Source organism: Thioclava dalianensis, assembly GCF_000715505.1.
In the GTDB taxonomy this organism is placed as follows: domain Bacteria; phylum Pseudomonadota; class Alphaproteobacteria; order Rhodobacterales; family Rhodobacteraceae; genus Thioclava; species Thioclava dalianensis.
Window position 1 is genome coordinate 1 of record NZ_JHEH01000034.1, and the last position, 21,376, is coordinate 21,376.

Annotated in this window: 20 protein-coding genes; 6 read left to right on the top strand and 14 right to left on the bottom strand. The window is 60.8% G+C overall.

Going from position 1 to position 21,376, the window contains the following annotated elements; all coding sequences use genetic code 11:
- Both DL1_RS17395 and DL1_RS17400 read right to left on the bottom strand, forming a co-directional pair.
- Window positions 1–1,275, bottom strand: a 1,275-nt coding sequence (locus DL1_RS17395; RefSeq protein WP_038068704.1) for a ferredoxin reductase family protein, incomplete at its 3' end; no start/stop codon positions are given.
- Window positions 1,232–1,549, bottom strand: coding sequence for a PepSY domain-containing protein (locus DL1_RS17400; RefSeq protein ID WP_038068680.1), 318 nt, complete (start codon window positions 1,547–1,549; stop codon window positions 1,232–1,234). The genes DL1_RS17395 and DL1_RS17400, both read right to left, overlap by 44 nt.
- Window positions 1,550–1,694: 145 nt before the next feature.
- On the opposite strand from DL1_RS17400, the gene DL1_RS17405 reads away from it, so the two are divergent.
- Entirely contained in the window at window positions 1,695–2,354 is a 660-nt protein-coding gene (locus DL1_RS17405) for a response regulator transcription factor (RefSeq protein WP_038068681.1), read from the top strand.
- Window positions 2,351–3,688, top strand: coding sequence for an ATP-binding protein (locus DL1_RS17410; protein ID WP_038068684.1), 1,338 nt, complete (start codon window positions 2,351–2,353; stop codon window positions 3,686–3,688). The genes DL1_RS17405 and DL1_RS17410 overlap by 4 nt, the downstream gene beginning before the upstream one ends.
- Before the next feature lie 366 nt (window positions 3,689–4,054).
- On the opposite strand, the gene DL1_RS21915 is transcribed toward DL1_RS17410, so the two are convergent.
- From DL1_RS21915 to DL1_RS17440, 7 genes are all read right to left on the bottom strand, one after another.
- On the bottom strand, window positions 4,055–4,219 hold the full coding sequence (locus tag DL1_RS21915; protein ID WP_009574204.1) for a hypothetical protein: 165 nt from the start codon (window positions 4,217–4,219) through the stop codon (window positions 4,055–4,057).
- Window positions 4,220–4,607: 388 nt separating this feature from the next.
- On the bottom strand, window positions 4,608–5,081 hold the full coding sequence (locus DL1_RS17415) for a hypothetical protein (protein WP_038068687.1): 474 nt from the start codon (window positions 5,079–5,081) through the stop codon (window positions 4,608–4,610).
- A 99-nt stretch (window positions 5,082–5,180) separates the two neighbouring features.
- The gene (locus tag DL1_RS17420) at window positions 5,181–7,349 is read right to left on the bottom strand and encodes a ParB/RepB/Spo0J family partition protein (protein WP_038068689.1); all 2,169 of its coding nucleotides are present in this window, start codon (window positions 7,347–7,349) and stop codon (window positions 5,181–5,183) included.
- Window positions 7,350–7,455: 106 nt separating this feature from the next.
- Window positions 7,456–8,541, bottom strand: coding sequence for a plasmid replication protein RepC (gene repC, locus DL1_RS17425; RefSeq protein ID WP_248642599.1), 1,086 nt, complete (start codon window positions 8,539–8,541; stop codon window positions 7,456–7,458).
- Between the two features lie 210 nt (window positions 8,542–8,751).
- A complete protein-coding gene (gene repB, locus DL1_RS17430) occupies window positions 8,752–9,720 on the bottom strand; it encodes a plasmid partitioning protein RepB (RefSeq protein WP_233678008.1) in 969 nt (322 codons plus the stop codon).
- Window positions 9,720–10,919 (bottom strand): plasmid partitioning protein RepA, encoded by a 1,200-nt coding sequence (gene repA, locus DL1_RS17435; RefSeq protein ID WP_028288490.1) that lies wholly within the window; start codon window positions 10,917–10,919, stop codon window positions 9,720–9,722. Before repA ends, repB begins: the two co-directional genes overlap by 1 nt.
- 366 nt (window positions 10,920–11,285) lie before the next feature.
- Complete coding sequence (locus tag DL1_RS17440) at window positions 11,286–12,167, bottom strand: recombinase family protein (RefSeq protein WP_008335982.1); 882 nt, start codon at window positions 12,165–12,167, stop codon at window positions 11,286–11,288.
- 226 nt (window positions 12,168–12,393) lie between these two features.
- On the opposite strand from DL1_RS17440, the gene DL1_RS17445 reads away from it, so the two are divergent.
- Together DL1_RS17445 and DL1_RS17450 are read left to right on the top strand one after the other, a co-directional pair.
- Window positions 12,394–13,464 (top strand): hypothetical protein, encoded by a 1,071-nt coding sequence (locus DL1_RS17445; protein ID WP_038068700.1) that lies wholly within the window; start codon window positions 12,394–12,396, stop codon window positions 13,462–13,464.
- Window positions 13,465–13,995: 531 nt separating this feature from the next.
- Window positions 13,996–14,661, top strand: a complete 666-nt coding sequence (locus DL1_RS17450; RefSeq protein ID WP_026155629.1) for a L,D-transpeptidase — start codon at window positions 13,996–13,998, stop codon at window positions 14,659–14,661.
- A gap of 25 nt (window positions 14,662–14,686) precedes the next feature.
- Here the strand turns inward: DL1_RS17450 and DL1_RS17455 are convergent, their stop codons facing one another.
- On the bottom strand, window positions 14,687–14,971 hold the full coding sequence (locus DL1_RS17455; protein ID WP_038068706.1) for a hypothetical protein: 285 nt from the start codon (window positions 14,969–14,971) through the stop codon (window positions 14,687–14,689).
- Between the two features lie 182 nt (window positions 14,972–15,153).
- Here DL1_RS17455 and DL1_RS17460 point away from each other — a divergent pair, with 182 nt between their 5' ends.
- Entirely contained in the window at window positions 15,154–17,508 is a 2,355-nt protein-coding gene (locus DL1_RS17460; protein WP_018001712.1) for a heavy metal translocating P-type ATPase, read from the top strand.
- Between the two features lie 63 nt (window positions 17,509–17,571).
- Window positions 17,572–18,084 carry a L,D-transpeptidase family protein gene (locus DL1_RS17465; RefSeq protein WP_018001713.1) on the top strand — a complete coding sequence of 171 codons (513 nt, stop codon included), beginning with the start codon at window positions 17,572–17,574 and terminating at the stop codon, window positions 18,082–18,084.
- A 9-nt stretch (window positions 18,085–18,093) separates the two neighbouring features.
- Here the strand turns inward: DL1_RS17465 and lnt are convergent, their stop codons facing one another.
- Genes lnt through DL1_RS17485 form a run of 4 tightly spaced genes read right to left on the bottom strand, consistent with a single transcriptional unit; the run spans window position 18,094 to window position 21,375 of the window.
- Window positions 18,094–19,671: an apolipoprotein N-acyltransferase gene (gene lnt / locus DL1_RS17470; RefSeq protein ID WP_018001714.1), complete on the bottom strand. Its 1,578-nt coding sequence runs from the start codon at window positions 19,669–19,671 to the stop codon at window positions 18,094–18,096.
- Window positions 19,638–20,096, bottom strand: coding sequence for a signal peptidase II (lspA, locus tag DL1_RS17475; protein ID WP_018001715.1), 459 nt, complete (start codon window positions 20,094–20,096; stop codon window positions 19,638–19,640). The genes lnt and lspA overlap by 34 nt, the downstream gene beginning before the upstream one ends.
- Before the next feature lie 28 nt (window positions 20,097–20,124).
- On the bottom strand, window positions 20,125–20,907 hold the full coding sequence (locus DL1_RS17480) for a ZIP family metal transporter (RefSeq protein WP_026155630.1): 783 nt from the start codon (window positions 20,905–20,907) through the stop codon (window positions 20,125–20,127).
- A gap of 12 nt (window positions 20,908–20,919) precedes the next feature.
- A complete protein-coding gene (locus tag DL1_RS17485) occupies window positions 20,920–21,375 on the bottom strand; it encodes a DUF411 domain-containing protein (RefSeq protein ID WP_018001717.1) in 456 nt (151 codons plus the stop codon).
- Window position 21,376 lies beyond the last annotated feature (1 nt).

Here is a 21,376-nt window from a genome sequence, read left to right on the forward strand (position 1 = left end):
GGCTTGCCGGACGGCGAAAGGGGTGGCGCTGATCAGCCGCTCAGCCGTGAGCCTGCCATCGCGCGCCGTGACGAACACCTCGAAACTGAACCTCGGGTTGCGGGCAACCGCAGCGCGCAGCGTCTCTACGCCAATCGCTTCATCTTGTGTCGGAACGCAGTAGATGAGGTGAATGTCGCGACTCTCCGCCTCTGTCAGGCTTTCCGCCCAGGCGAGGAACGGCGTGATACCGATGCCGCCGGCAAGCCATATTTGGCGCGCACCGCCCTTGCGGAAATTGAACCGTCCATATGGCCCTTCGACCTGCACACGCGTTCCGGTCCGCAAGATGGCGGGCAGGCTTCGTGTCCAGCCACCCAAGCCCCGGATGGAGAACGTCAGGGTGCCGTCAGGGCGCGGGGCGCTGGCGATCGTGAAGGGGTGCGGCTCGGACAGTCCCGCCTCTGGCGCGCGGAAGAAGGCGAATTGCCCCGGCCGCCACCGCATGGCCCGCCCCTCGGGGCGGAGGGTCAAGGTGGTCGTGTCACCGGTCTGCCTGATCTGGCTGACGGTGAAGTCTCTACGCCGTAGGTGCGGAGCGAGCAACTCGGTGAAGATCCAGGCGACCACTCCGGCGATGCCGAAAGCATTCAGCACCAACATGAATGTCGGGTCTACCCCAGCAGGCATGTCGACAAAAAACTGGTGAAACACCACGATTGCAAAAAGGGCTCCCATGAAACGATGGCTGAACCGCCAGAGCTGATAGGGAATCTCGAGCCCGATGAAGGGCAATCTCCGGAACCAGCTGACAGCGACTAGGGCGAGAAGTGCGTTGAAGGCAAGTTCGCCCGCCTCTTCACCTAGGTCCCCAAGGGAGGTTTCACGCACCAAACGCTCGAAATCCGGCTCTATCTGCTGGTGCAGTATCATCAGGACCATCGCGGAAATGCCGAGCCATTTGTGGACCCGGTACATTCGATCGAGACCGCCGAACAATGGTTCCACCAGTGGCGGCCGTGCGGCGAGGATCAAGGTCTGTGCCATCGCGACAACTGCCGCGGCCCCGACGGCAATACCAAATGCTGCATCCGCACCATAAGGCGCATAGGTGTTCATCCCGAACAGAGCCGCCAGCAGGCATGGCAGCGCCACCAGCACCGGGCCCGTCAGGGCCAGAGGAGAGTTGAGGGAAAGCCGAGGGAGTGTGGGAAGGCCCGGCGCAGAGACATTACCATCACGATGCGCCGTATCAGTCATCGTCGCGTCTCTCGTGATCGCGGTCGCGACGATCATCATCGTCGTCCTCAAACTCGAACTCGATTACTTCCAACGTCGCCGGGTGGACCGTCACCTCGATCGCACGCCCTTGGGCATCCCGGCCGTCAATTTCGTAGCAGCCATCGTCGATCTTGATGCGGCGCACCGCCCAGCCATTTTCCTCGGCAAGACGGGCAACCGCGTCGCGCGGCTGCCAATCAGCCATCGGAACGAAGCAGTCGTCGTCAGCCAGCGCCGCGCCGGCCGGGAAGACCGCGAGAAAGCCGATAATTGTCAATGTCTTCTTCATGGGGCACACTCCTAGTGGCTCGCCTCTTGATGCACTTCATGCGCTGCGAAACTGACGACAGCCTGAACGGGCGCGACCCACAGGCTTCAGCTTCGTGTCAGCCAGACGGATCATGCAGGGACATCAGACAAGAACGGGTACGACCATGCGCATATTGCTGATCGAAGACGACACGACCCTCGGCGCTGCCGTGCGCGACCAGATCGCAGCCGATGGCCAGTCAGTGGATTGGGTTACGCGGTTGGATGCGGCAAGCGATGCCATGGCTGCTACGTCCTACGACTTAATCCTGCTCGACCTGATGCTGCCGGACGGGCGTGGCATCGGGTTCCTCAAGGTTTTGCGCACGCGGGGCGACGTGACGCCGGTCATCATTCTTACCGCACTCGACCAAGTGTCGGACCGCATCGAAGGCCTCAACGCGGGCGCAGACGACTACCTTGTGAAGCCTTTCGACCTGTCGGAACTGTCGGCGCGGATCGGATCGGTCGCGCGGCGCTACAGCGGCAACCCCAACCCGATCCTGACCCACGGACCGCTCGACATCGACCTTGCTGCGCGCAGCGTCCATCGGGATGGCAGACATGTGCCGCTGACGGCGCGGGAATGGGCGCTCTTCGAAGCCTTCCTCGCGCGCCCCGGGCAGCTCCTGTCCAAGGCGCAGTTGGAGGAGAAGCTCTACGCCTTCGACGCCGAGGTCGAGAGCAACACCATCGAGGTCCATGTCAGCCGCCTGCGGAAGAAACTGGGGAGCGCAATCATCGAAACCGAGCGCGGCATGGGCTACCGCCTGGGCAGGCCATGAGGTGGCCCGCAAGCCTTCAGGCGCGGCTCGGCCTATCCGTGGGGCTGGTGCTGACGGTGCTGTGGCTGCTGGCTGCGACGGTGACGGCCGTGATCGTCCGGGCCGAAATGGACGAGGTCTTCGACAGCGCGCTCCGTGAGACAGCGGAGCGGATCCTGCCGCTGGCAGTAACCGACATCGTCGGGCGGGAAGATCAGGGTGTGACCCAGCGGCTCGCCCCGATCCGTGCGCACGACGAGTTCTTCACCTATCTCGTGCGCGATGCCGAAGGCCGCATCCTGCTGCAATCGCATGCGGCGGACCCCACCGTGTTCCCCTTCTATGACGGGCCCGGGTTTCGCCAGACCGCGACGCACCGTCTCTACAGCGACGCGGCGCTTCAGGACACGATCCGCATCACAGTGGCCGAGCCGCTGGCCCACCGCATGTCGGTGGCTCGCGAAATCCAGATGGGTCTCGGCCTGCCCTTGCTGATCGTGCTTCCAGTGGCCTTGATCGCGATCATCCTGGCAGTTCGCTTCAGCCTTGATCCTCTGCGCCGGTTCCGCGCGCGGCTGGAAGCACGTGGCGCTCGCGACCTTTCGCAGGTTCCTCACGAGGGGCTTCCAACTGAAATCGGCCCGTTGGCTGATACGCTGAACAGCCTGCTGGCCAGATTACGTGAGGCGTTCGAGGCCGAGCGAAGCTTCGCCGCGAACGCCGCTCACGAGTTGCGCACACCACTCGCGGGAGCGATCGCGCAGGCGCAGAGGCTCAGGTCGGAAACCAAGGACCGAGCGGCTGCACAACGTGCGACCGACATCGAGGAGACGCTGAAAAGGCTGACGCGACGCACAGAACGCATGATGCAACTCGCGCGGGCAGAAGGCGGGCGATTGAGGATGGACAAAAGCTCGGATCTGAGGGGCGTTGCGAGAATTGTGGTGGACGATATTGGCCGCACGGGCACGCCAGATCGTATCAGGCTAAATCTTCCCGACATGGCTGTCATGTCAGATCTTGATCCCGACGCCTTCGCCATTCTGTGCCGGAACCTCGTGGAAAACGCTCTTCGTCATGGGGGACAGACTACCCCGGTCGACGTCACGCTGACCGCATCTGGCCAGTTCACCGTGGCAAATGACGGCCCTGTCGTGCCAGGCGAAACACTCGACCGGCTGACAGCGCGTTTCGAGCGGGCCTCTGCCACCTCCGACGGCAGCGGCCTGGGTCTTGCCATCGTCGCCGCAATCGCAGAGCGGATCAGCAGCCGCCTTGTCCTTCAATCGCCGCGGCCGGGCCGGACCACAGGTTTTCAAGTATCGCTCAGGTTGCCGATAGACGACAGCGAGTGACAGCGACATCCACTTTGGTTCCCAAAGGGTCAAATGCAGCCTTGGGATCAAGATCATCAGGGCCTGGCCTGGCGCGTCGGTTACCGTGCTATGCAGCGTCACGCTCGGAAAGGCAGCGCACAGCGCCAGCAGCCTGTTCGGAATGGACCCCGCGCTGATGAACGTCATGTAACCAGCGCTCACCATGAGGGTGACCGCTGTTTCCAGCATATAGGGATGGTCGACGAAAAGGCTTCCCGAACATGGTAGAAGCAGACTGTCGGAAGCGATTGTTAGCCGACTGACTATCCCCGGTCACGGGGGCATTACTAGGCCCAGGTGCACACCTGTGCCACGCCTGGGCCCTCGGGAAGTGAGGCCGAAGCTTCACCCGAACGGGTCGTATTCCGAGACGATCACGACCTCGTCGCCGTCGATTTCATCGGCGGGGACGGCACCATAGGTTCCATCACCTGCCTGGAAGACGACGATCGAGACCATGAGCGTGGCGGCGAGGGAAGCGGCGAAGGCGTGAGCATCTTTGCGGGACATCTGTTTGGCTCCTGTCTTGGAGGCGGAGGACCATCCCCCGCGCGACAGGACCCCGCAGGCCCGAAGACTGGCTGACATCACCGGGTGCGTTCGGCTCGTCCGAATCCACCCGGCGGCACGGGTTCGCCCGTAGTCCGACCCCTCGCGGGTTGATCTCGAAGACAGGATTCGGGGCAAGGAAGGGAATGGCGAGCGGGGGATGGTGCGACCGCTGACTGGAGCCGTATGTTCCACTGGTGCTTTCGCTGCCAGCCTCCCGGGCAGGCTCTTGGATGACGATCCCTTTCCGTATTGGAATGGATCCTATGGTGCCCCGCGATCTCGCGGGACAGGGGCGTCATGGATGAGAGGCCCGCTCTTGGGCGGGCCCCTTGGGTTCTACATAGGCTCAGGCGGCAAGCTCCGCGTCCCCTGCCCTACCGGCGTCTTCTTCGCCGACAATCTCCAGCCGCGCGTTGCGATAGCCTTCTCTGGCGATCCAGAGTTCGGCAGCCGTGACGGACTCGGCCAGGTGGAGCAGCTCCGTGCAGCCGCCGAAATCCAGCACGACGCGCACCTGTCCGGGCTTCGGCTCCTCAGCCACTTCGAATGTCAACGCACTGTCAGCCGAATGAGTCCGCATGATGGTGACAAGAATGACCCCGTCCGAAGAGAAGTTCCCCTCGTGCAGCGTGAACGACGCCGGCGCCGTCCAGGTCGGATAGGGTCGCGGCGGCTCCTTCTTGACGAGACGGCCGACGCCGTTCGAGCGCTCCCAGGCCGCGAGCTTCTTTGTGAACCGGGCGGGCGGTTTCGTTGTGCTATCGGTGTAGCGAATGAGCGCGCCCAGGGGCGCGGTTTCGAGAATGGTGGTTGGAGACATGATTCCTCATCCTGAATGCGTCATTTTGCATTCATCTTATTGATATTGTTGTATTTTATGTGATTGAGCGCGGGTTTCCCCGCCCTCGGATGGAGCGGATCACTCCGCGGCCATCATCGACGCATCATCACCCGGCAGGTCAGCGGTGAGGAAGGCGGGCAGATCGACATCCTCGGACAACTCGGTGTCGGGAACGTCACCAGACGCCCCCTGCCCTTCTTCACCTTCGAGTGCCGCCAGATCGTGACGGCGAAGCACCTCCGGCAACCAGCCGCTGCCCTTCAGAAGGCGCTCGGCCTCGGTCGCCATCTCGGCCTTCTTCAGGTGATCGAGGAGCTGCGCCGTCCCCTCCCCTTTTGCCTCGCGCACGGCTTCAAGGATCCGGGCCTTGGGCACGCGGTTCAGGTAGGTATCGGCCGTCGGCTCCCAGCCAGCCTCGACCATATCGAGATCGACTGCCTGTGCAAGCAAGTCGGCCTGCGCCATCCGTCGGGTCAGACCACTGGCGGAGATACCGGCACCGTAGGGGTTCACCTTCTCGTGGAGCGCGTTGATCCCGAAGCTAAGGCAATGCGCGAGCAAGGACAGCCGGCTCACCTGATCGAGGGAGGTCAGGTATTCCCAGAGAGCGGCATCGTCGCCAAGCGGAAGGTCGGCCTCCCACTCCGCGTGGCGATCGTCCACCAGCTTGGCAACCACGCTGTCCTTCAGATCGCTGGCCTGCGCCGACATGTAGACGTGACGCACCGATGCCTCGCAGCACCCGCCTGAAGCGCTCGACATCCGGAAAGTGTCGTTGACGAGCTTCAGGAGCAGCAGCGTCAGCGCGATGTCGGGAGAACGCCCGACAGCTTCGCGCAATGCCAAGGTGCGGTACGCCGTCAGCTCCATGACCAGCCGCTCGGGCAAGGGCTTCAAGGCACCATCGTCTTCTTCGTCCGACAGACCCGCCCCGAGCGCTTGACCAGCAGAGGTGATCACCGTGCCATGGCCGATACCATCCACGTTGCTCGTCGCCGAAAGCTCAGCGCCCTGCCTGTCTGCCGCCTGTTCACCGCTGTGGACGTCGGCCTCTGTCCGAGGTTCATCCTCCGGCCGCACAAAGCCCCGATAGACGGAAAGCTCGCCAGAGCGATCAAGCGTCACAAAGGCCCCTGCCCGCGCGATCTCCTCCGCGTCGAAGATCAGCGGCCGCGTCTCGAGCTTCTCCATCGCGACTTCGAGTTCGCCAAGGCGGGCGTCGGTCTCTTCAGGGAATTCGTCCTGGCCCTCGTACTCCTCTTCGAACGCCCGGTATTCGGCGAGCAGCTTGGCATGGGCCGCGCCTTCGTCATCCGACATCGGCGCCGGATTACCGTTGAGCCGTCGCAGGCCGTGGCTGTAGCCATAGGGCAGGTCGAGCGAGACCTCGATCCATTTCCAACCTTCGGTCGCGATGGCTTCGGCTTCAGCCTGAAGCTTCTCGCTGACCAGGCGATCGAGCAGGGCAGGGTCTTCCAGCCATCCGCCGTCGTCGCCCTGGAAGAGGTCGTGCAACATGGTGCCGCCCGCCGCCTCGTAGGCCTCGACGCCGACAAAGACGGCGCGCCGGTCAGAGGCCCGCACGGAGGTTTCCGTCAGCATGCGCCGGATCTGATAGGGCTCCTTGTTCCAGGACGACTTGATCGCCTCCCAGACCTGAATCTGACGCTCGTGGTCCGGATTGACCGTGAAGGCCATCAGCTGCTCCAGCGTCATTTCATCCTCGGCATAGAGCTCGAGCAGGGCAGGGGCCACGGCGGCGAGTTTCAGGCGCTGTTTCACCACCTGCGGCGTGACGAAGAAGGCGGCTGCGATCTCTTCATCGCCTTGACCCTTCTCCCGAAGCGCCACGAAGGCGCGGAACTGGTCGAGCGGATGCAGGGCTGCGCGCTGCATGTTCTCAGCGAGCGAGTCGTCTTCGGCGAGGATCGCGGAAGTGGCATCCCGCACGATGCAGGGAATGGGCGTGGTCTTGGCCAAGCGTTTCTGCTTCACCAGGAGAGACAGGGCCTGGAAGCGCCGACCGCCAGCGGGGATTTCGAACTTGCCGGTCTCGGAACCATCATCCGCCAGAACGGGTCGAACGCTCAGGCTCTGCAGCAACCCGCGGCGGGCGATGTCTTCGGCCAGTTCCTCGATGGAGATGCCGGCCTTGATGCGCCGGACGTTGGACTGGCTCAGCACGAGTTTGTCGAAGGGAATGTCCCGGGACGGGGACAGGGTGACTTTCTGGGCAGATTTCGCCATCAGATCTTCTCCGCGACGGGCGCCGGAAGCCACTCTCCCGATCTCACTTCCCGTCACCCCTTTCACAGCCCATCTCTACCTCTCGACATGTCCACCGCGGTGGACATCACGCAGTTGCTGCCCCAGAACGAGAAAGCCTTTCCAACAACAGTGATGGGTTGAAGTCAGTTTCTCTGCGACCGAGCGTGATGCTGTGGAAATACGCTCCAAAGTCTCGGATGCGATTGCTCATCTGGAGAATTATGAAGATGGCGCATGATGCTTTTTGAGAGCCTATCTTCTTAGCAGCCTTTTCGAAGGTGCTTTCGTGGATTCCCATCATTGGAGCGAGCGTTCTCGCGTGGCTTTCGACATCGTGCCAGTTCCTAAGTGAGTTCGTTGCGAACGATGTAGCCTGGTCACAAACGGTTGTGAGCGTTTGCAGGGGAGGTGTTTGGCTGTTGGTCCCGCTTTCTAAATCTTTTTGTTCTTTTTTAGACTTAGAATGGTGGCGGACAGTTTGCCCGTCATTGGCGGGCAGTTTCATTGTTTCTGGTGCGTCCACCGCGGTGGACATCTGTTTGCATTGAGCCTCCAGTTCGCCGAGCAAAGTACGATACTCCGCGATCGAGAGCTTCCTCCGAAGAACTCGGCGTACCTGATGAGTGAGTTCGTTCTCGGGGTCAGCTTCGTCGATCTGAGCAAGTTTGGTTAGGATTTGCTTTCGCAAAAACACGCGATCCCGACGAGCGTTTTCCATCGCTTGGGCTGTCGCAAGTAGTTCGCCGGCACGCGCGAGCAACGGAGCCAGCGACAAGCCATAGCTAATGGACTGACCTTCGGAGGACTTCACTCGGTATCTCTTGCGATTTGGGCTGTCGTGGCGCTTCATGAAACCGAGTTCAACAAAGCGATCGATGTGCCTACGGAGGGTTCGTTCATCGATCCCGCCGACTCGACGGCAGATCTCGTCGTTGGAAGCGAAGACTGTGTCTCCATGCCCAGGCTTGAGAAAGCTCAGCATCGCTTGGAGCGTTTGAACATGTCCTGGACGGAGACCGAACAGGCTGCGAGTATCTCTGAGCGCGCGGAAGACTGCCCAGATGTCGGTTTCAGGTGTTGACGTGGCGGGGGTGCCCTTGCCGACGCCAAAGGTCTGAACGGAAAGCTTTGTGAATGCCATGTTTGTTGAACGACGACCGTTGCGGCCCACAGCTTCCCCGGCTCTTCCCGCTGTTATTGGCGAGAAAAGGCAACAAAAAGACGTCCACCGAATCGGTGACTCTTGACCGGTATGTCGGAGATTGCTACATCACAGGTGCTAATCAGATGATGAGGGCTCTCCGGGGGAAACCTTGGGGGGCTCTTTTCTTTTTGGTCTTCGCCTTTCTCCTCTGCTCGTGTTTTTGGTTATGACCGGGGATCAGCTCCCCGAGCCTCTCTCATTCTGCCATTGTTCAAAAAGCTGTCGCAGCGTGGTTTCCGCGCGCTCTTCGAGCCATTGGCCGAATTCCGGGTTGTCCTTGCGGGTGATCTTGATAGCGATCGACTTGCCATCGACTGAAAGTGTGCCGACAGGGCTACCACTATTGTCCTTTACCACGGTCGTTTGGCCACGGGCGCTTTGGTCGGCTGCGCCACGCGCCTTGCTGGAGCAAGCAACATAGACGGCTTGAAACTTGTCCGAGCTTGGAGTGGTGTCAGGCAGAGAGGCAAGTGTCTCACGCGCAATGTCGACAAGCGGAACCTTCTCTGAAAGTGCAGCAAGATCACCCCATTGGCGTCGACCTACGCCATGAGCCGGGCCGATAAGCCGGACAAGTTCGTCAGGCAGCTGCTCGATGACTACACGATGGTTCGACACACCTTGCCGGGTGAGGCCTAGGGCGTCCTGAATGACGCCAGGCTTGTAACCGGCCTCCTGCATCTCTTTGATAAAAAGAGATTTTTCAATGAAGGACGGATCCAGCCGCAGGTTGTTTTCCTGACCTTGCGCGATCAGAGAAGCATCATCATCGAGCGTTCGAACGATCGCTTTGACGGTTCCACCAACTCTTCGAATGGCTGCAAGTCTGCGACGCCCGTAGATGATGCGGTATCGATCCGGTTGGTCAGAGGGGCGAACCATGATCGGCACTTGCTGACCATGCTTGCGAATGCTTTCGGCGAGATCTTCAATGCTACTATCTTCCAGGATCAGGCGATCCCGGAGGCCATCCATATCGATCCGGTCGGGTTCGATATCTCGGATTGAGTTGGCAGTGATTTCCCGGAGAGAGTCCCGCAATCCGCCAACCGAGCCAGGTAGCTTCGAGGATTTGACCGGGGCAGGGGAGGGGGCTGCCGACTCTTTCTCGTCTTTCGGTGGCTGGTTGAAGATATTTCGAGCCATCAGCGACGCCCCCATGCCATTTGGATTGTCTGCTCCAGCTCATCGGCAACGCTGTTCACGCTGGTCAAAGCCCGATCAATGGTCTTCCGAATGAGCTGGCTCGGGTCTACCTCATAGATGGTTTGCTGAGTCATGCCGGCGTCAGAAATGGCTGTCGACTTCAGCATCGGTTCAGTCATGACTTGGCCCGCAAGGATTGAACGTAGGTACCCGGCCATTTGCGTTTGTGGTCCGTCCGACGGCTCGTAGCGTGTGATCAGGAACTTTACGAAGTCCCAAGTGACATGTCGTCCAATCGCCTCTTCGACGGCTTTGACCGTTTCCGAAGCGAGTTTGAGGAACTGGCTCATCGAAGCGATGTCGAGCATGCCGGGGACGACCGTCACAAGTAAGCCCGTGGACGCTGCCAATGCTGTCAATGTCAGGAAGCCCAACTGCGGAGGGCAATCGATCAGCACGATGTCATAGTCTGAGTCGACTTCCTCTAGCGCCAGAGCAAGACGCTCTGCAAAAATCGGCTGAACCCTGCGCGCAAGGGCATTCGCTGTCTCGGTTTCGTACTCGGACAACATCAAGCCAGCCGGGACCATGTCGAGCTTGTGGAAGTATGTTTTCTGGATGACCTCCGAGAGCGGAACCTGATCATCGTATCTCAATGCGTCGTAGATTGTGCCGCCTTCGGCGAATTCGAGCTCAGGCCGGAAGCCGAAAAATGTCGTCAAACTGGCCTGCGGGTCGAGGTCCAGAACAAGCACGCGGTAGCCACGCAGGGCATACCTGTGTGCCAAATGGATTGTCGCTGTTGTCTTCGAGCTGCCGCCTTTGAAATTCACGACCGAAATGACCTGAAGACGGTCACCGTCTCGGCGGCCAGGTCTGTACGCGTCAGCATTTTTGCCTGTCCGCGCCAAAATGTTGCGGAGGTCGTCAACTTCTTCGGCCGTGTAGAACCTATGACCGCGACCGTCAGTGTGAACTTCTGGGAAGCTGCCATCTTTGTGGCGGTTGCGCAGGTTCGACGTACTAACGCGCAGCAACTCGGCGACCTCGGTCGAGCTGAAGCGGCGCAAGGACTTGCGTTCTTCTGGCTCGAACGCAACTTTCATCTGCCGGTCAAGCGACTCAGCAAGACTGTCTGCGAATGCTCCGATGTCAGAAGAGCCTATGCCTTGCGCGTAGCCCGTATTTCGATCATCCATGTTCTGCCGCCTCTCATGGCCTTTGCTAAAGCTCTTTGTCGTTCTGACGGTTAAAGCCACGTCTGACGCGTTTTGCCGTCAGAATGGAAATGCCACGAACATCTGAGTCCGGCAAGAAGAATCTAGATGTAGTGCAAAAGTTATCCACAGCACCAATTTGGCCGCGCGGGGCCCGCGCTATATAACGCATTGATTCCTAACGATAAAGGCCGCGTCTGGCGAAGCCGATACCCTTCGAGATATTTTCTGCTCGCGCGAACTAACCCCAAGGCTTTGTTGGATATTTACGTGGTTTTCGTCCAGTTGAGGCGATGATTCTGTAAGATTTTGGCCGAGTGACAGGAGTAGTTTGCCGACCATCGCCGCCTACAAAAGGCCGAGACGCTCTGCCCGCTCCAGCAGCATTCTGACTGAGGAAGGCTGCCAGCTGGTGCGACCGCGAGGGGTGCGCTCACGCATGGATTCCAGTCGGTCGCAGATTGCCTGCAAGGTGATCTCGGGGTCAGCACCTTTGATTGCGGCGACAATCGCAGGCAGGCGATCGTCGGTTTCGCGACGACCGGCGCGCCCAAGCACTTCAGCCGGCAGGAATCCGTCCGCCACGTATGCCTTCACGGCGCGGAGCAGGCGGCTTTGCGTCCAGCGCCGATCATGGGGCAGGGGGCCATTGATGATCCGCAGCACGTCTTCCCAAGCCATATCGGGGCGCAGGCGGCGCACATGGGGCACCCAATCCTGCGCGGTCTCGTTGAGGCGCTCCATGTAGCCATCCTGCCGCGCCAGCCGTACCTTGCGCAGCGCTTCAGGGTCCTTGGCGCGAAGACCTGGGTTGCCGCCGACGCGGCCCTTTGAGCGTGCCGAGGCAAGTCCGGCTTTGGTACGCTCGCGGATCAGAGCGCGTTCGAACTCAGCCGCAGCGCCCAGAACCTGCAACGTGAACTTGCCCTGGGGCGAGGCAGTGTCGATCGGGTCCTGGAGCGAGCGGAAGAACGCCCCCTTGCCCTCCAGTCTTTCGATCACCTCAAGCAAGTGCGACAGAGACCGCGCAAGCCGGTCGATCCGCACGACGACCAGCGTGTCGCCCTTGCCAATCCGCTCCAGCACACGTGCAAGCACCGGCCGCGCCCGATTGCCACCTGAGGCGTGCTCTTCAAAGATCTCTGCGCAACCCGCAGATTGAAGGGCCTCGGACTGGGGCAGGGGGGTTTGATCCTCTGTGGATACGCGCGCATAGCCTATCAGGGGCATGGAAAAGAGCCGTTTGCAATTTAAGATATCGCTAATAAACGACCGTTTGTAAACGAATGCAAGTAGGTGCTCTCTCGTCGCGTTCATCCTAAGACCCTTGGTTCCCTAGCGCTGAGCGCGATCTGAGAGGTTCCGCCGGCAGTCGCGCGAGCGTGCTATATAAAGGGCGTAGGCAACCGCCACAAAATCACTTGGGTAATGTGCAAAAAATAAGTATTTTGCACATATGAATACGAGAGCCTCTATTTTGACTGATGGTTACGACGACCCCCTCATCACTACCGAGGAGGATGCAGAGGCTCACGAAAAGGATCTCTGGTTTCTGCCGGGACCATTCGAAGAAGAACCAGATGATTTGCCTCCCGGGCCGCGTGCAGAACCGCCGGACACTGCCGTCATCGAAGACTGGGCAAAGGCAGAAGGCGTTCACGCTGCGCGGCTAGCAAAGGTGGCTGGACGCCTGGGAGCTCTGGATGACCGGCTGCTGCGCGGCCCGGAAGGCTGGCGGCATCGCCTCGCTCTTGTCGAGGCAGCGGCCCTCAGCTGGGTCGCAGGAGATCGGGTGAGTACTGATCGTCTGGCGCTCTGGGTATCCATGCGGCTGTCAGGTGCACAGGATGACCCAAATGCCTTGGCACGCGTTGGATGGGCTGTTCGGCGCTTGACAGGCGGTCCCGGACCGATGGCTGACCTGGCCGCTTTTCTGGATCGCCGCGACCCCGAGAACATTGAAGACAGCGCTGAGCGTTTCGAGGATCGCGCGGGTGGGTGGCTGGACGTCATGGCAGCCGCAAAGGGTCTCCACCCGATCACGCGGGCGTGCATGGGGTATCACCTGTGGAGCTTGGCGGGCCTCGGACGCCACGGCGACCAGATCGAAGCTGCCGTCACCGCGTCTAGGATCGCGACCAGCGATGGAAGCGGTGCCATCTTCGCGCCGCTCGCTATGGCCGGGGCCGGGGGGCTGCGCGTTTCGGGCTTGCCACCCGAGCGTTTGGCCCGCTGGTTGGATGGGATGAACAGCGCAATTCTAACGGCGATGCGAACACTTGATGATATTGAAGTGTGGATCGGGCGGGCAGAAAACGTCATGGCGCAATTATCTGGCCGCACGCCGGTTGCCTTGCGAAAGGTTTTCACGGAATGGCCCTTGGTCTCCGCCCCGATGGCTGAGGCCATGACCGGAGCCAGCCGCGCCGCCGTTCAGCGCAATCTCGCATGGATGGAGGCAAGCGGTTTGATCCGCGAGGTGACGGGGAACGGGAGGTATCGCATGTGGAAAGCTGACCTAATATAGGTCATTTGTCGAGGCTGACACCGGCTTGACCTGGCACGCTTTAGTGCCGCCCCAGATGATCGTTTAAGCCACTTTCCGTTCGAATGCGACAAGGCTTTTCCAGCCCAAAGCGTTCGTTAGCCATTCGTCTCACGTTTTTGTGACAATTGATCGCTTGAAGCTCCAGTGGGTGAAGGTTGTAACGGGGCGAAATAACGGAATGAGAGCCGGAGCCAGAGATGGCATCGTAGCATTTGCGAGTGGCGCAAGTTCCCTGTGCCGTGACGTTCCCGATCTCATGGTCGCGATATCGAAGCCGCTGTGCCTAAATTTCCAGACAATCTGCGACTTAACGAATTGTCGCTGCGCAACTTCGGACCAGGTATTGTGCGAGCAGTTTTCTCCTCCCTAGCAAACTGGAAACTGCAAGGATCGCATGTCTACTTACGAAAATTTGCCCTTGAACCTCTAGCCACTAGAAGTCCTATCTGTTCAAGGAGAACACATACCGTTCTTGCCATCAATCGCCGGTGAGAACCGAAAGGGTACGAAATGCTGACAAGACGACACTTCATTCAGACAACAACGGCGCTTTTTTCGGTGACCGGTCCCGGTATGGCTTTTGCCGACACTTGGCCCACCGAGGCTCAGAAGGCTGAATGGGACGCACAGGTGACGCCTCAGGGTTATGTTGCCGAGACTTCCAACCCATGGGGATTGCACCCGCGGTTCCTACCGCAACGTGTGGTCGCGAAGGCCGGTCTCGTGCCGGGAGATATCCATGTCGACGCGGTCGCACGATATCTTTACCACATTGAAGAGGGTGGAACCGCGATGCGCTACGGCGTGGCCATCGCGCGGGGGAACCTCTACGAGCCGGGTGTCTATACCATCAAGCGCAAGGTCAGGTGGCCGCACTGGCAACCGACACAGAGCATGATCAATCGCGACCCCGAACTTTATGCTGACATTGCCGATGGCATGGAACCGGGACCGGAAAACGCGCTTGGATCGAGGGCGCTGTATCTCTACGTCGGGGATCGCGATACCCTTTTGCGCATCCATGGCACTCCGAGCCCACGGAGTATCGGTGGCCGCGCAAGTTCGGGCTGCGTACGGATGGTCATGGCTCATATCAATGATCTTTACCCGAACGTCGAGACCGGCTCTACCGCCTATCTTTACTCGGCGGAGGACAGCGTGACTGCCCGCAGCTAAGCCAAGCAGCGGACGGCAAACGCAATTAAGTTTCGCGAGGGGTGCAGATACGATTGCCGTTCGCCGTGCGCAGCGGCAGCAAGGTTGTTTCTACGGGGCCGCTGTGTTTGTACCAGTAGCACCCGTCCTCGGGCACCAAGCGCGCGGTTGCAACATCCTGATCCGGGGCAGCCATTGCAATCACGGCTTCGGGAACTTTGCCCCGCCGGTCTGCCGAGTCGCCCGGTCCAGTCGGCTGGATTGCGCACCCGGCCGTAAGAGACAGCGCCACTGCAACAATTATTTTTTGCTTCAGCATCAAAACCCGCATCAAGCTTCCTTTCGTGTCTGTTTTTCTTTGCATCGGCTTTTCATGCCTCAAGGCGTGATGGAGCCGGTCGCCGCATCCTCTAGCAATAAAACAAACTGAAATACCACCGTATTTTGCTCTTGAAGCTCTAGCTACTGTAGGGGCTATGTCATGGTAAAGCACCCGAATCCAGAGGTCCATTCATGCCGCCCGACACCCATCGTCACGACCACGATCACGCCGAAGATGCCCAGACAAGCGGCGGCAGCTGCTGCGGGAGCGCCGGAACGTGCGGCGACATCGTTCCGGCGACCCCCGCGCCAGCGGGCGGGCGCAGTTTTCAGGTGTCCGGCCTCGATTGCGCCGAGGAGGTAGCAATCCTGAACAAGGTGGTCGGCCCGAAGATCGGCGGGGCCGAGCATCTCGCGTTCGACGTGATCAATGGGCGGATGACTATTCTCGACAGCGCCAAGAGTTTATCGGACGGCGAAATTGCAGAACTGGTCGCAAGCACCGGCATGACCGCCAAGCCTTGGGATGCCGAGAACGCGTCGGTCGACCAGGCGGCCCATCTTGCAAGACAGCGGCTGTTTACGGCGCTCAGTGGAGGCTTCTGGGCCGCGGGATTTCTGTGGCACATCATCGAGACCGGCATGGGCGGGGCGCTCGGCCTCTTCGCGGGTCACGGCGAAGCGCCGATGCCACTGGTCGAGGCAGGGCTGTTCGCGGTTGCGATCCTGTTCGGTGTCTGGCTCGTGGCACCCAAGGCATGGTCGTCCGCTCGGCGGCTGTCGCCCGACATGAACCTGCTCATGGTGGTCGCCGTGGCCGGTGCCATCGGGCTTGGCGAATTTTTCGAGGCGGCGACAGTCGCGTTCTTCTTTTCGCTCTCGCTCTACCTCGAAAGCTGGAGCGTCGGGCGTGCGAGGAATGCGGTTTCAGCTCTGCTCGACCTCGCGCCGCCGACGGCAAGAGTTCTTCATGATGACGGCTCGGAAGCGGACGTTCCGGCTTCTGCGGTTGCTATCAACGCACGTTTCATCGTGCGCGGCGGAGACCGCATCCCATTGGATGGTGAGGTTGTCGATGGGGCAGGGGCCGTCGATCAGGCGCCGATCACCGGAGAGAGTGCGCTGGTCCCAAAGGAACGGGGCGACGAAGTCTATGCCGGTACGATCAACGGCGAAGGCACACTGACGGTGCGCGCCACGAAGGCCGCCTCGGACACCGTGTTGGCCAAGATTATCCGCATGGTCGGCGACGCCCATGCCCGCCGCGCGCCGGTGGAGCAGTGGGTGGCGAAATTCGCCCGCATCTATACGCCTATCGTCATGGCTCTCGCCATTGCAATTGCCCTGCTGCCGCCGCTCATTTTCGGGGGGGCCTGGGATTATTGGTTCTACAATGCACTCGTGCTGCTGGTGATCGCTTGCCCATGCGCTCTGGTCATCTCGACACCGGTCTCCATCGTCGCTGCACTCACCGCCTCAGCGCGGGCCGGGGTGCTGATCAAGGGCGGTGCATATGTTGAGGCACCGGGCAAGACCACTGCACTGGCCATGGACAAGACCGGCACGATCACCATGGGCGAGCCCGAGGTGGCGGCGGTGCATCCGCTGGGCAAAGCATCGGCGCAAGATCTGATGACCCTCGCCGCTGGGCTGGAGGCACGTTCCTCGCATCCCTTGGCGCGCGCCATTCTTGCGCGGGCAGAAGCCGACGGCATCAAGGTATCCGCCGCGGAAGATACCCGAACCGTTCCGGGCAGGGGACTTGAAGGACGCACAGACGGCCGGTCGATCTGGCTGGGGTCGGACCGGTTTGCCGAGGAGAAGGGTTTCGGCGACGCCATTCCGAAGGATTTGCGCGACCGCATCGAAGGGGCTGGCAGCACCCTTGTTGCCGTGGGCGACGACACCGGTGTCACCGGCATCTTGGAATTGCGCGACCGTATCCGCCCGGATGCCAAAGGCATCGTGGCGCAGCTTCACGCGCAGGGTGTGAAGACCATCGTCATGCTGACCGGTGATAACGAGCGGACAGCGCGCGCTGTTGCAGCCGAGGTCGGCATCGACGAGGTCCGTGCCGAGCTTCTGCCCGAAGACAAGGTGACTGCCATCGAAGAACTGGTCGAAACGCATGACATGGTGGCCATGATCGGCGACGGGGTCAACGACGCCCCGGCCATGGCGCGCGCGCATTACGCCATCGCAATGGGTGCCGTTGGTTCGGACGCGGCAATCGAGACGGCGGATATAGCCCTGATGACCGACGATCTCGGCAAGGTGCCTTGGCTGATCGGTCATTCGCGCCGGACAATGTCGATCATTCATCAGAACATCGGTATTTCCTTGGCGACCAAGGGCGTTTTCGTTGTCGCTACCGCGTTCGGACTGGCATCGATGTGGGGCGCGATTGCAGCCGACGTAGGAGTGTCATTGCTGGTGGTGGCCAATGCCCTGCGCCTGCTGAACAGCCAAGAGGCCAAGGCGCCGCCGTCCGGCGGTGAGCAGGTTGGCCCACAGATGGCAAAGGCCGCGCTTGCCCACGGACATTGATCACGCAGCATTTGCAAGGTAACGTAATGTCCATAACAGACCTCACGAAAGAGGCATCGAGCAGTGAAAACCATCCGATTTCCCCGCCGCGCCGTCCTGTTGGGCGGGCTGGTAGCGTTTCTGTCCGGGTGTGCCAGCAAGTTCCGCAGCTATGACGGACCCGAAGTCACCCGTGTTCGGCTTTACAAGGGACAGCGCTTGCTTGTTCTCGACGGAGCCGATCGCGTCTTGCAAACCTATCCGGTCGGGCTGGGTTTCGCTCCTGAGGGTCACAAACAATTCGAGGGGGATGGCCGGACTCCGGAAGGAGTTTACACAATCGACAGGCGAAACCCCAACAGCACCTACCATCTTTCGATTGGCATCTCTTATCCGAACGAGGCCGACATCGCCTTTGCCGAAGCGCAGGGCCTTTCCCCCGGCGGCGACATCTTCATCCATGGTGGCCCACGCCCCGGCATCGACCCGACAAATGTCCGCGACTGGACAGCTGGCTGCATCGCGGTCACGGATCGGGAGATCGAGGACATCTATGCAATGGTGAAGGACGGGACACCTATCCACATCTTTGCATGACGGTCTTTCTCATGCGGCGGTAGTGAGCCGTCGCATTGGCGCCATTGCCCAGCTCCACGAAGCCAAGATGAGCGCCAACAGCATCCAGTCCCCGAAGCTCGCGTAGAGTGTCGGCGGTCGCGCGGAGGGCAGGCTAGCGTCGATGATGCCCGTTTCGCCGGTATCGAGCCGCGCAACGATCTCTCCGCTCGCGTCGATGACCGCAGAGATGCCCGTATTCGCGGCTCGGATGACTGGAAGGCCTTCCTCTACGGCGCGCATACGTGCGGAAGCCAGATGCTGCTCGGGTCCGATGCTGGTGCCAAACCAGGCATCGTTTGTCGCGTTGAAAATCCAGTCCGGCCGGAACAGGTCGTCGACCACATGCCCTGGGAAGATGATCTCATAGCAGATCGCCACGGCGACCAGCGGCACACCCGGAAGCGCAAGCGTTCTCGGGCCCGGTCCGGGCGTAAAATCGCCCAGACCCGCCGTGAGCCGCTCGATGGGCAACCAGCCGCGGAATGGCACATATTCGCCGAAGGGCACGAGATGGTGTTTCGCGTATCCGGTCAGGATCTCGCCGGTCTCGTCAAATGCCTGGACCGTGTTGAAATATCGGGTGCCATCCTCGCTCGGTACACGGTCCGGCACACCGGTAAGCAGCACTCTGCCGTCTGGTAGCGCTGCGGCAATGCGGGCCCGTGCCTCCGTATCCTCATCGAGGAAACCCGGAAAGGCGGTTTCCGGCCAGAGAAGCACGTCGAAATCGCCGGGCCGGGTTGAAAGCTCAAGATAGCGCGCGAAGGTCGCCTCGCGGTTCTCGGGAGCCCATTTCTCCTCTTGTGGAATGTTGCCCTGGACGATGCGCAGGTCGACACCGGGTGGCTGTTGTGCATCCGACTGGAGGCGCAGCGTGCCGACAGCCCACATCGTCGCGATTCCGGCCAGCGCCATGAGCGAGATGGTCAATCGTTGCCGCCCGGACGCCATAGCAGCCGCGCCAGGGAGTACCGCGACGAACACGGTGAGAAAGCTTAGCCCATAGCTTCCGACCCAGGCGGCGGTCTGGCGAAGGGCGGCGTAGTCTACAAGTGCGTAACCGGCCAGGTTCCAGGGAAACCCTGTCAGAACGTGACCACGCAACCACTCGGCCACGGTCCAGGAGGTCGCGAACAGGAGGCAGGCCAAGAGACTGCCCATGGCTCCGCGCCGCGCGATTTCGGCAAAAAGCGCAGCGGCAATGGCTGGGAAAATCGCGAGACCTGCGGACAATCCCGCGACCGCCGGAATCGCCATCGTCCCAAACCGCTCGGCCTCGACGTAGAAACTTTCCGCGATCCACCAAATCCCGAAACCGAACTGGCCGAGACCAAACGCCCAGCCGACGAGGAAAGCGCGCCCGAAGGAGAGATCGCGAAGCCCGACAAACAACGCGGAATAGGCAACGGGAACGAGCAGGAGAATCGAAAGAGGCGGGAAAGTCAGAACGGTCATCGCCCCGGCGGCGAAACCAAGCGTCATCCGCGAAAGCAAACGGTGGCGCAGAGCGATGCGGTTCAGAATTTCCGGCTTCACGACTTGATCGAACGCCGCGCGCTGATCCATGGCGCGGCGAGCAAGAGCCCCACGCCACTGACGACAAATACATCGGCCAAGTTGAAGGCAGGCCAATGTGTTGTGCCAATGTAGAAATCGAGAAAGTCTGTTACAGCCCGATACCGCACACGATCGATGACATTGCCCAGGGCTCCGCCAATGATCGCACCGTAGGCAAGCGTTTCCACCGCATTGTCGGCGCGAAACAGCATAACCCCCAGCCAAACACAGATGGCAAGAGCGAAAGCGATGAGGCTCCACCACGGCGCGCCGCCCAACATCCCGAAAGTCACGCCGTCATTACGATAAAAGACGAGGTTGAATCCCGGAAACACGGGAATTCCGGCGCTTAAAGTGACGGCATTCGCAACGACAATGGCTTTGGTGATCTGATCGATCGCGAACGCAGCAAGTGCTGCGAAGACGCCGATCATCGGAGATACCTTGTTTAGTGACATTGCCTCATCCCAACCAGACATCAAGGAACAGCATCAGAACGAGCCCGACTGCGAGACCGAGCGTCGCCCTGTTCTGATGGCCGCTGCGATGGGTTTCGGGGATGATTTCGTGGCTAATGACGTAGAGCATTGCGCCCGCGGCAAAGGCCAGACCCCATGGAAGCAGCGGTTCCGACAGTGTGATGATGCCGGCCCCGAGCAAACCGCCAATCGGCTCGATCATGCCCGTCAGCGCCGCGATGCCCCAGGCGCGCAGCTTCGGATATCCCTCGCCCAGCAGAGATACAGCGACGGCCAATCCTTCGGGCGCATTCTGAAGCCCGATGCCGATGGCGAGCGGCAGACCGCCCTCCATACCTCCGGATCCGAAGCCGACCCCAACCGCAAGGCCTTCGGGGAAGTTGTGGATCGTGATTGCGATGATGAACAGCCAGACCCGCCGCAAAGACGCCGCTTCGGGCCCTTCGCGTCCCGTCTTGAAGTGCTCGTGCGGCAGCTTTTCGTTCATCAGGGCGACAGCCCCCATGCCCAGAAGAATCGAAACGCATACGATGGCCGCAGGCATCGCGCCGTTTTCGAACATCGGCTCCGCCGCATCCAATGCCGGGATGATCAGCGAAAAGAAAGAAGCGGCGAGCATCACACCGGCAGCGAAGCCGAGCGACAGATCGCGTGTGGCCCGAGACGGGATGCGCCCGAACAGCACGGGAACTGCTCCGACTGCTGTGAGCGATCCGGCGGCAAGACTTCCGAGAAAGCCGAGCATTATCGGAGACAGATTTTCCATGGGCGGGCCAGATTATCCTTCGGCGTAGCTCGAAAAGACTTCCGTCGACCCGTCCTTGCGGATGAGGAAGACATCATAGGCCTCGCGGTCGTCTTCTGGCCCCATGCCGGGCGAGCCATAGGGCATCCCCGGAACAGCGAGGCCGACGGCGTCCGGGCGCTCCTCGAGAAGGCGGCGGATGTCAGCGGCCGGTACATGGCCCTCGATCACGTAGCCGTCAATGAGCGCGGTGTGGCAGGAGACCATGCGCTGCGGCACGCCGTTGTCTAGCTTGAAGCGCACGAGAAGCCCGCCGAACATGTCCTGGCCGGTCGGCACAAACCCGTTCTCTTCGAGATGTTTCATCCACGAGAGGCAGCAGCCGCATCCGTTGGTCTTGCGGACGTCGATCGCCGTTGCCTCTGCGAGGGCCTGGGCCGCTGGGAACAGGGCGAGCGTGATGGCAAGAACTTGTGTCATGCGTTTCATG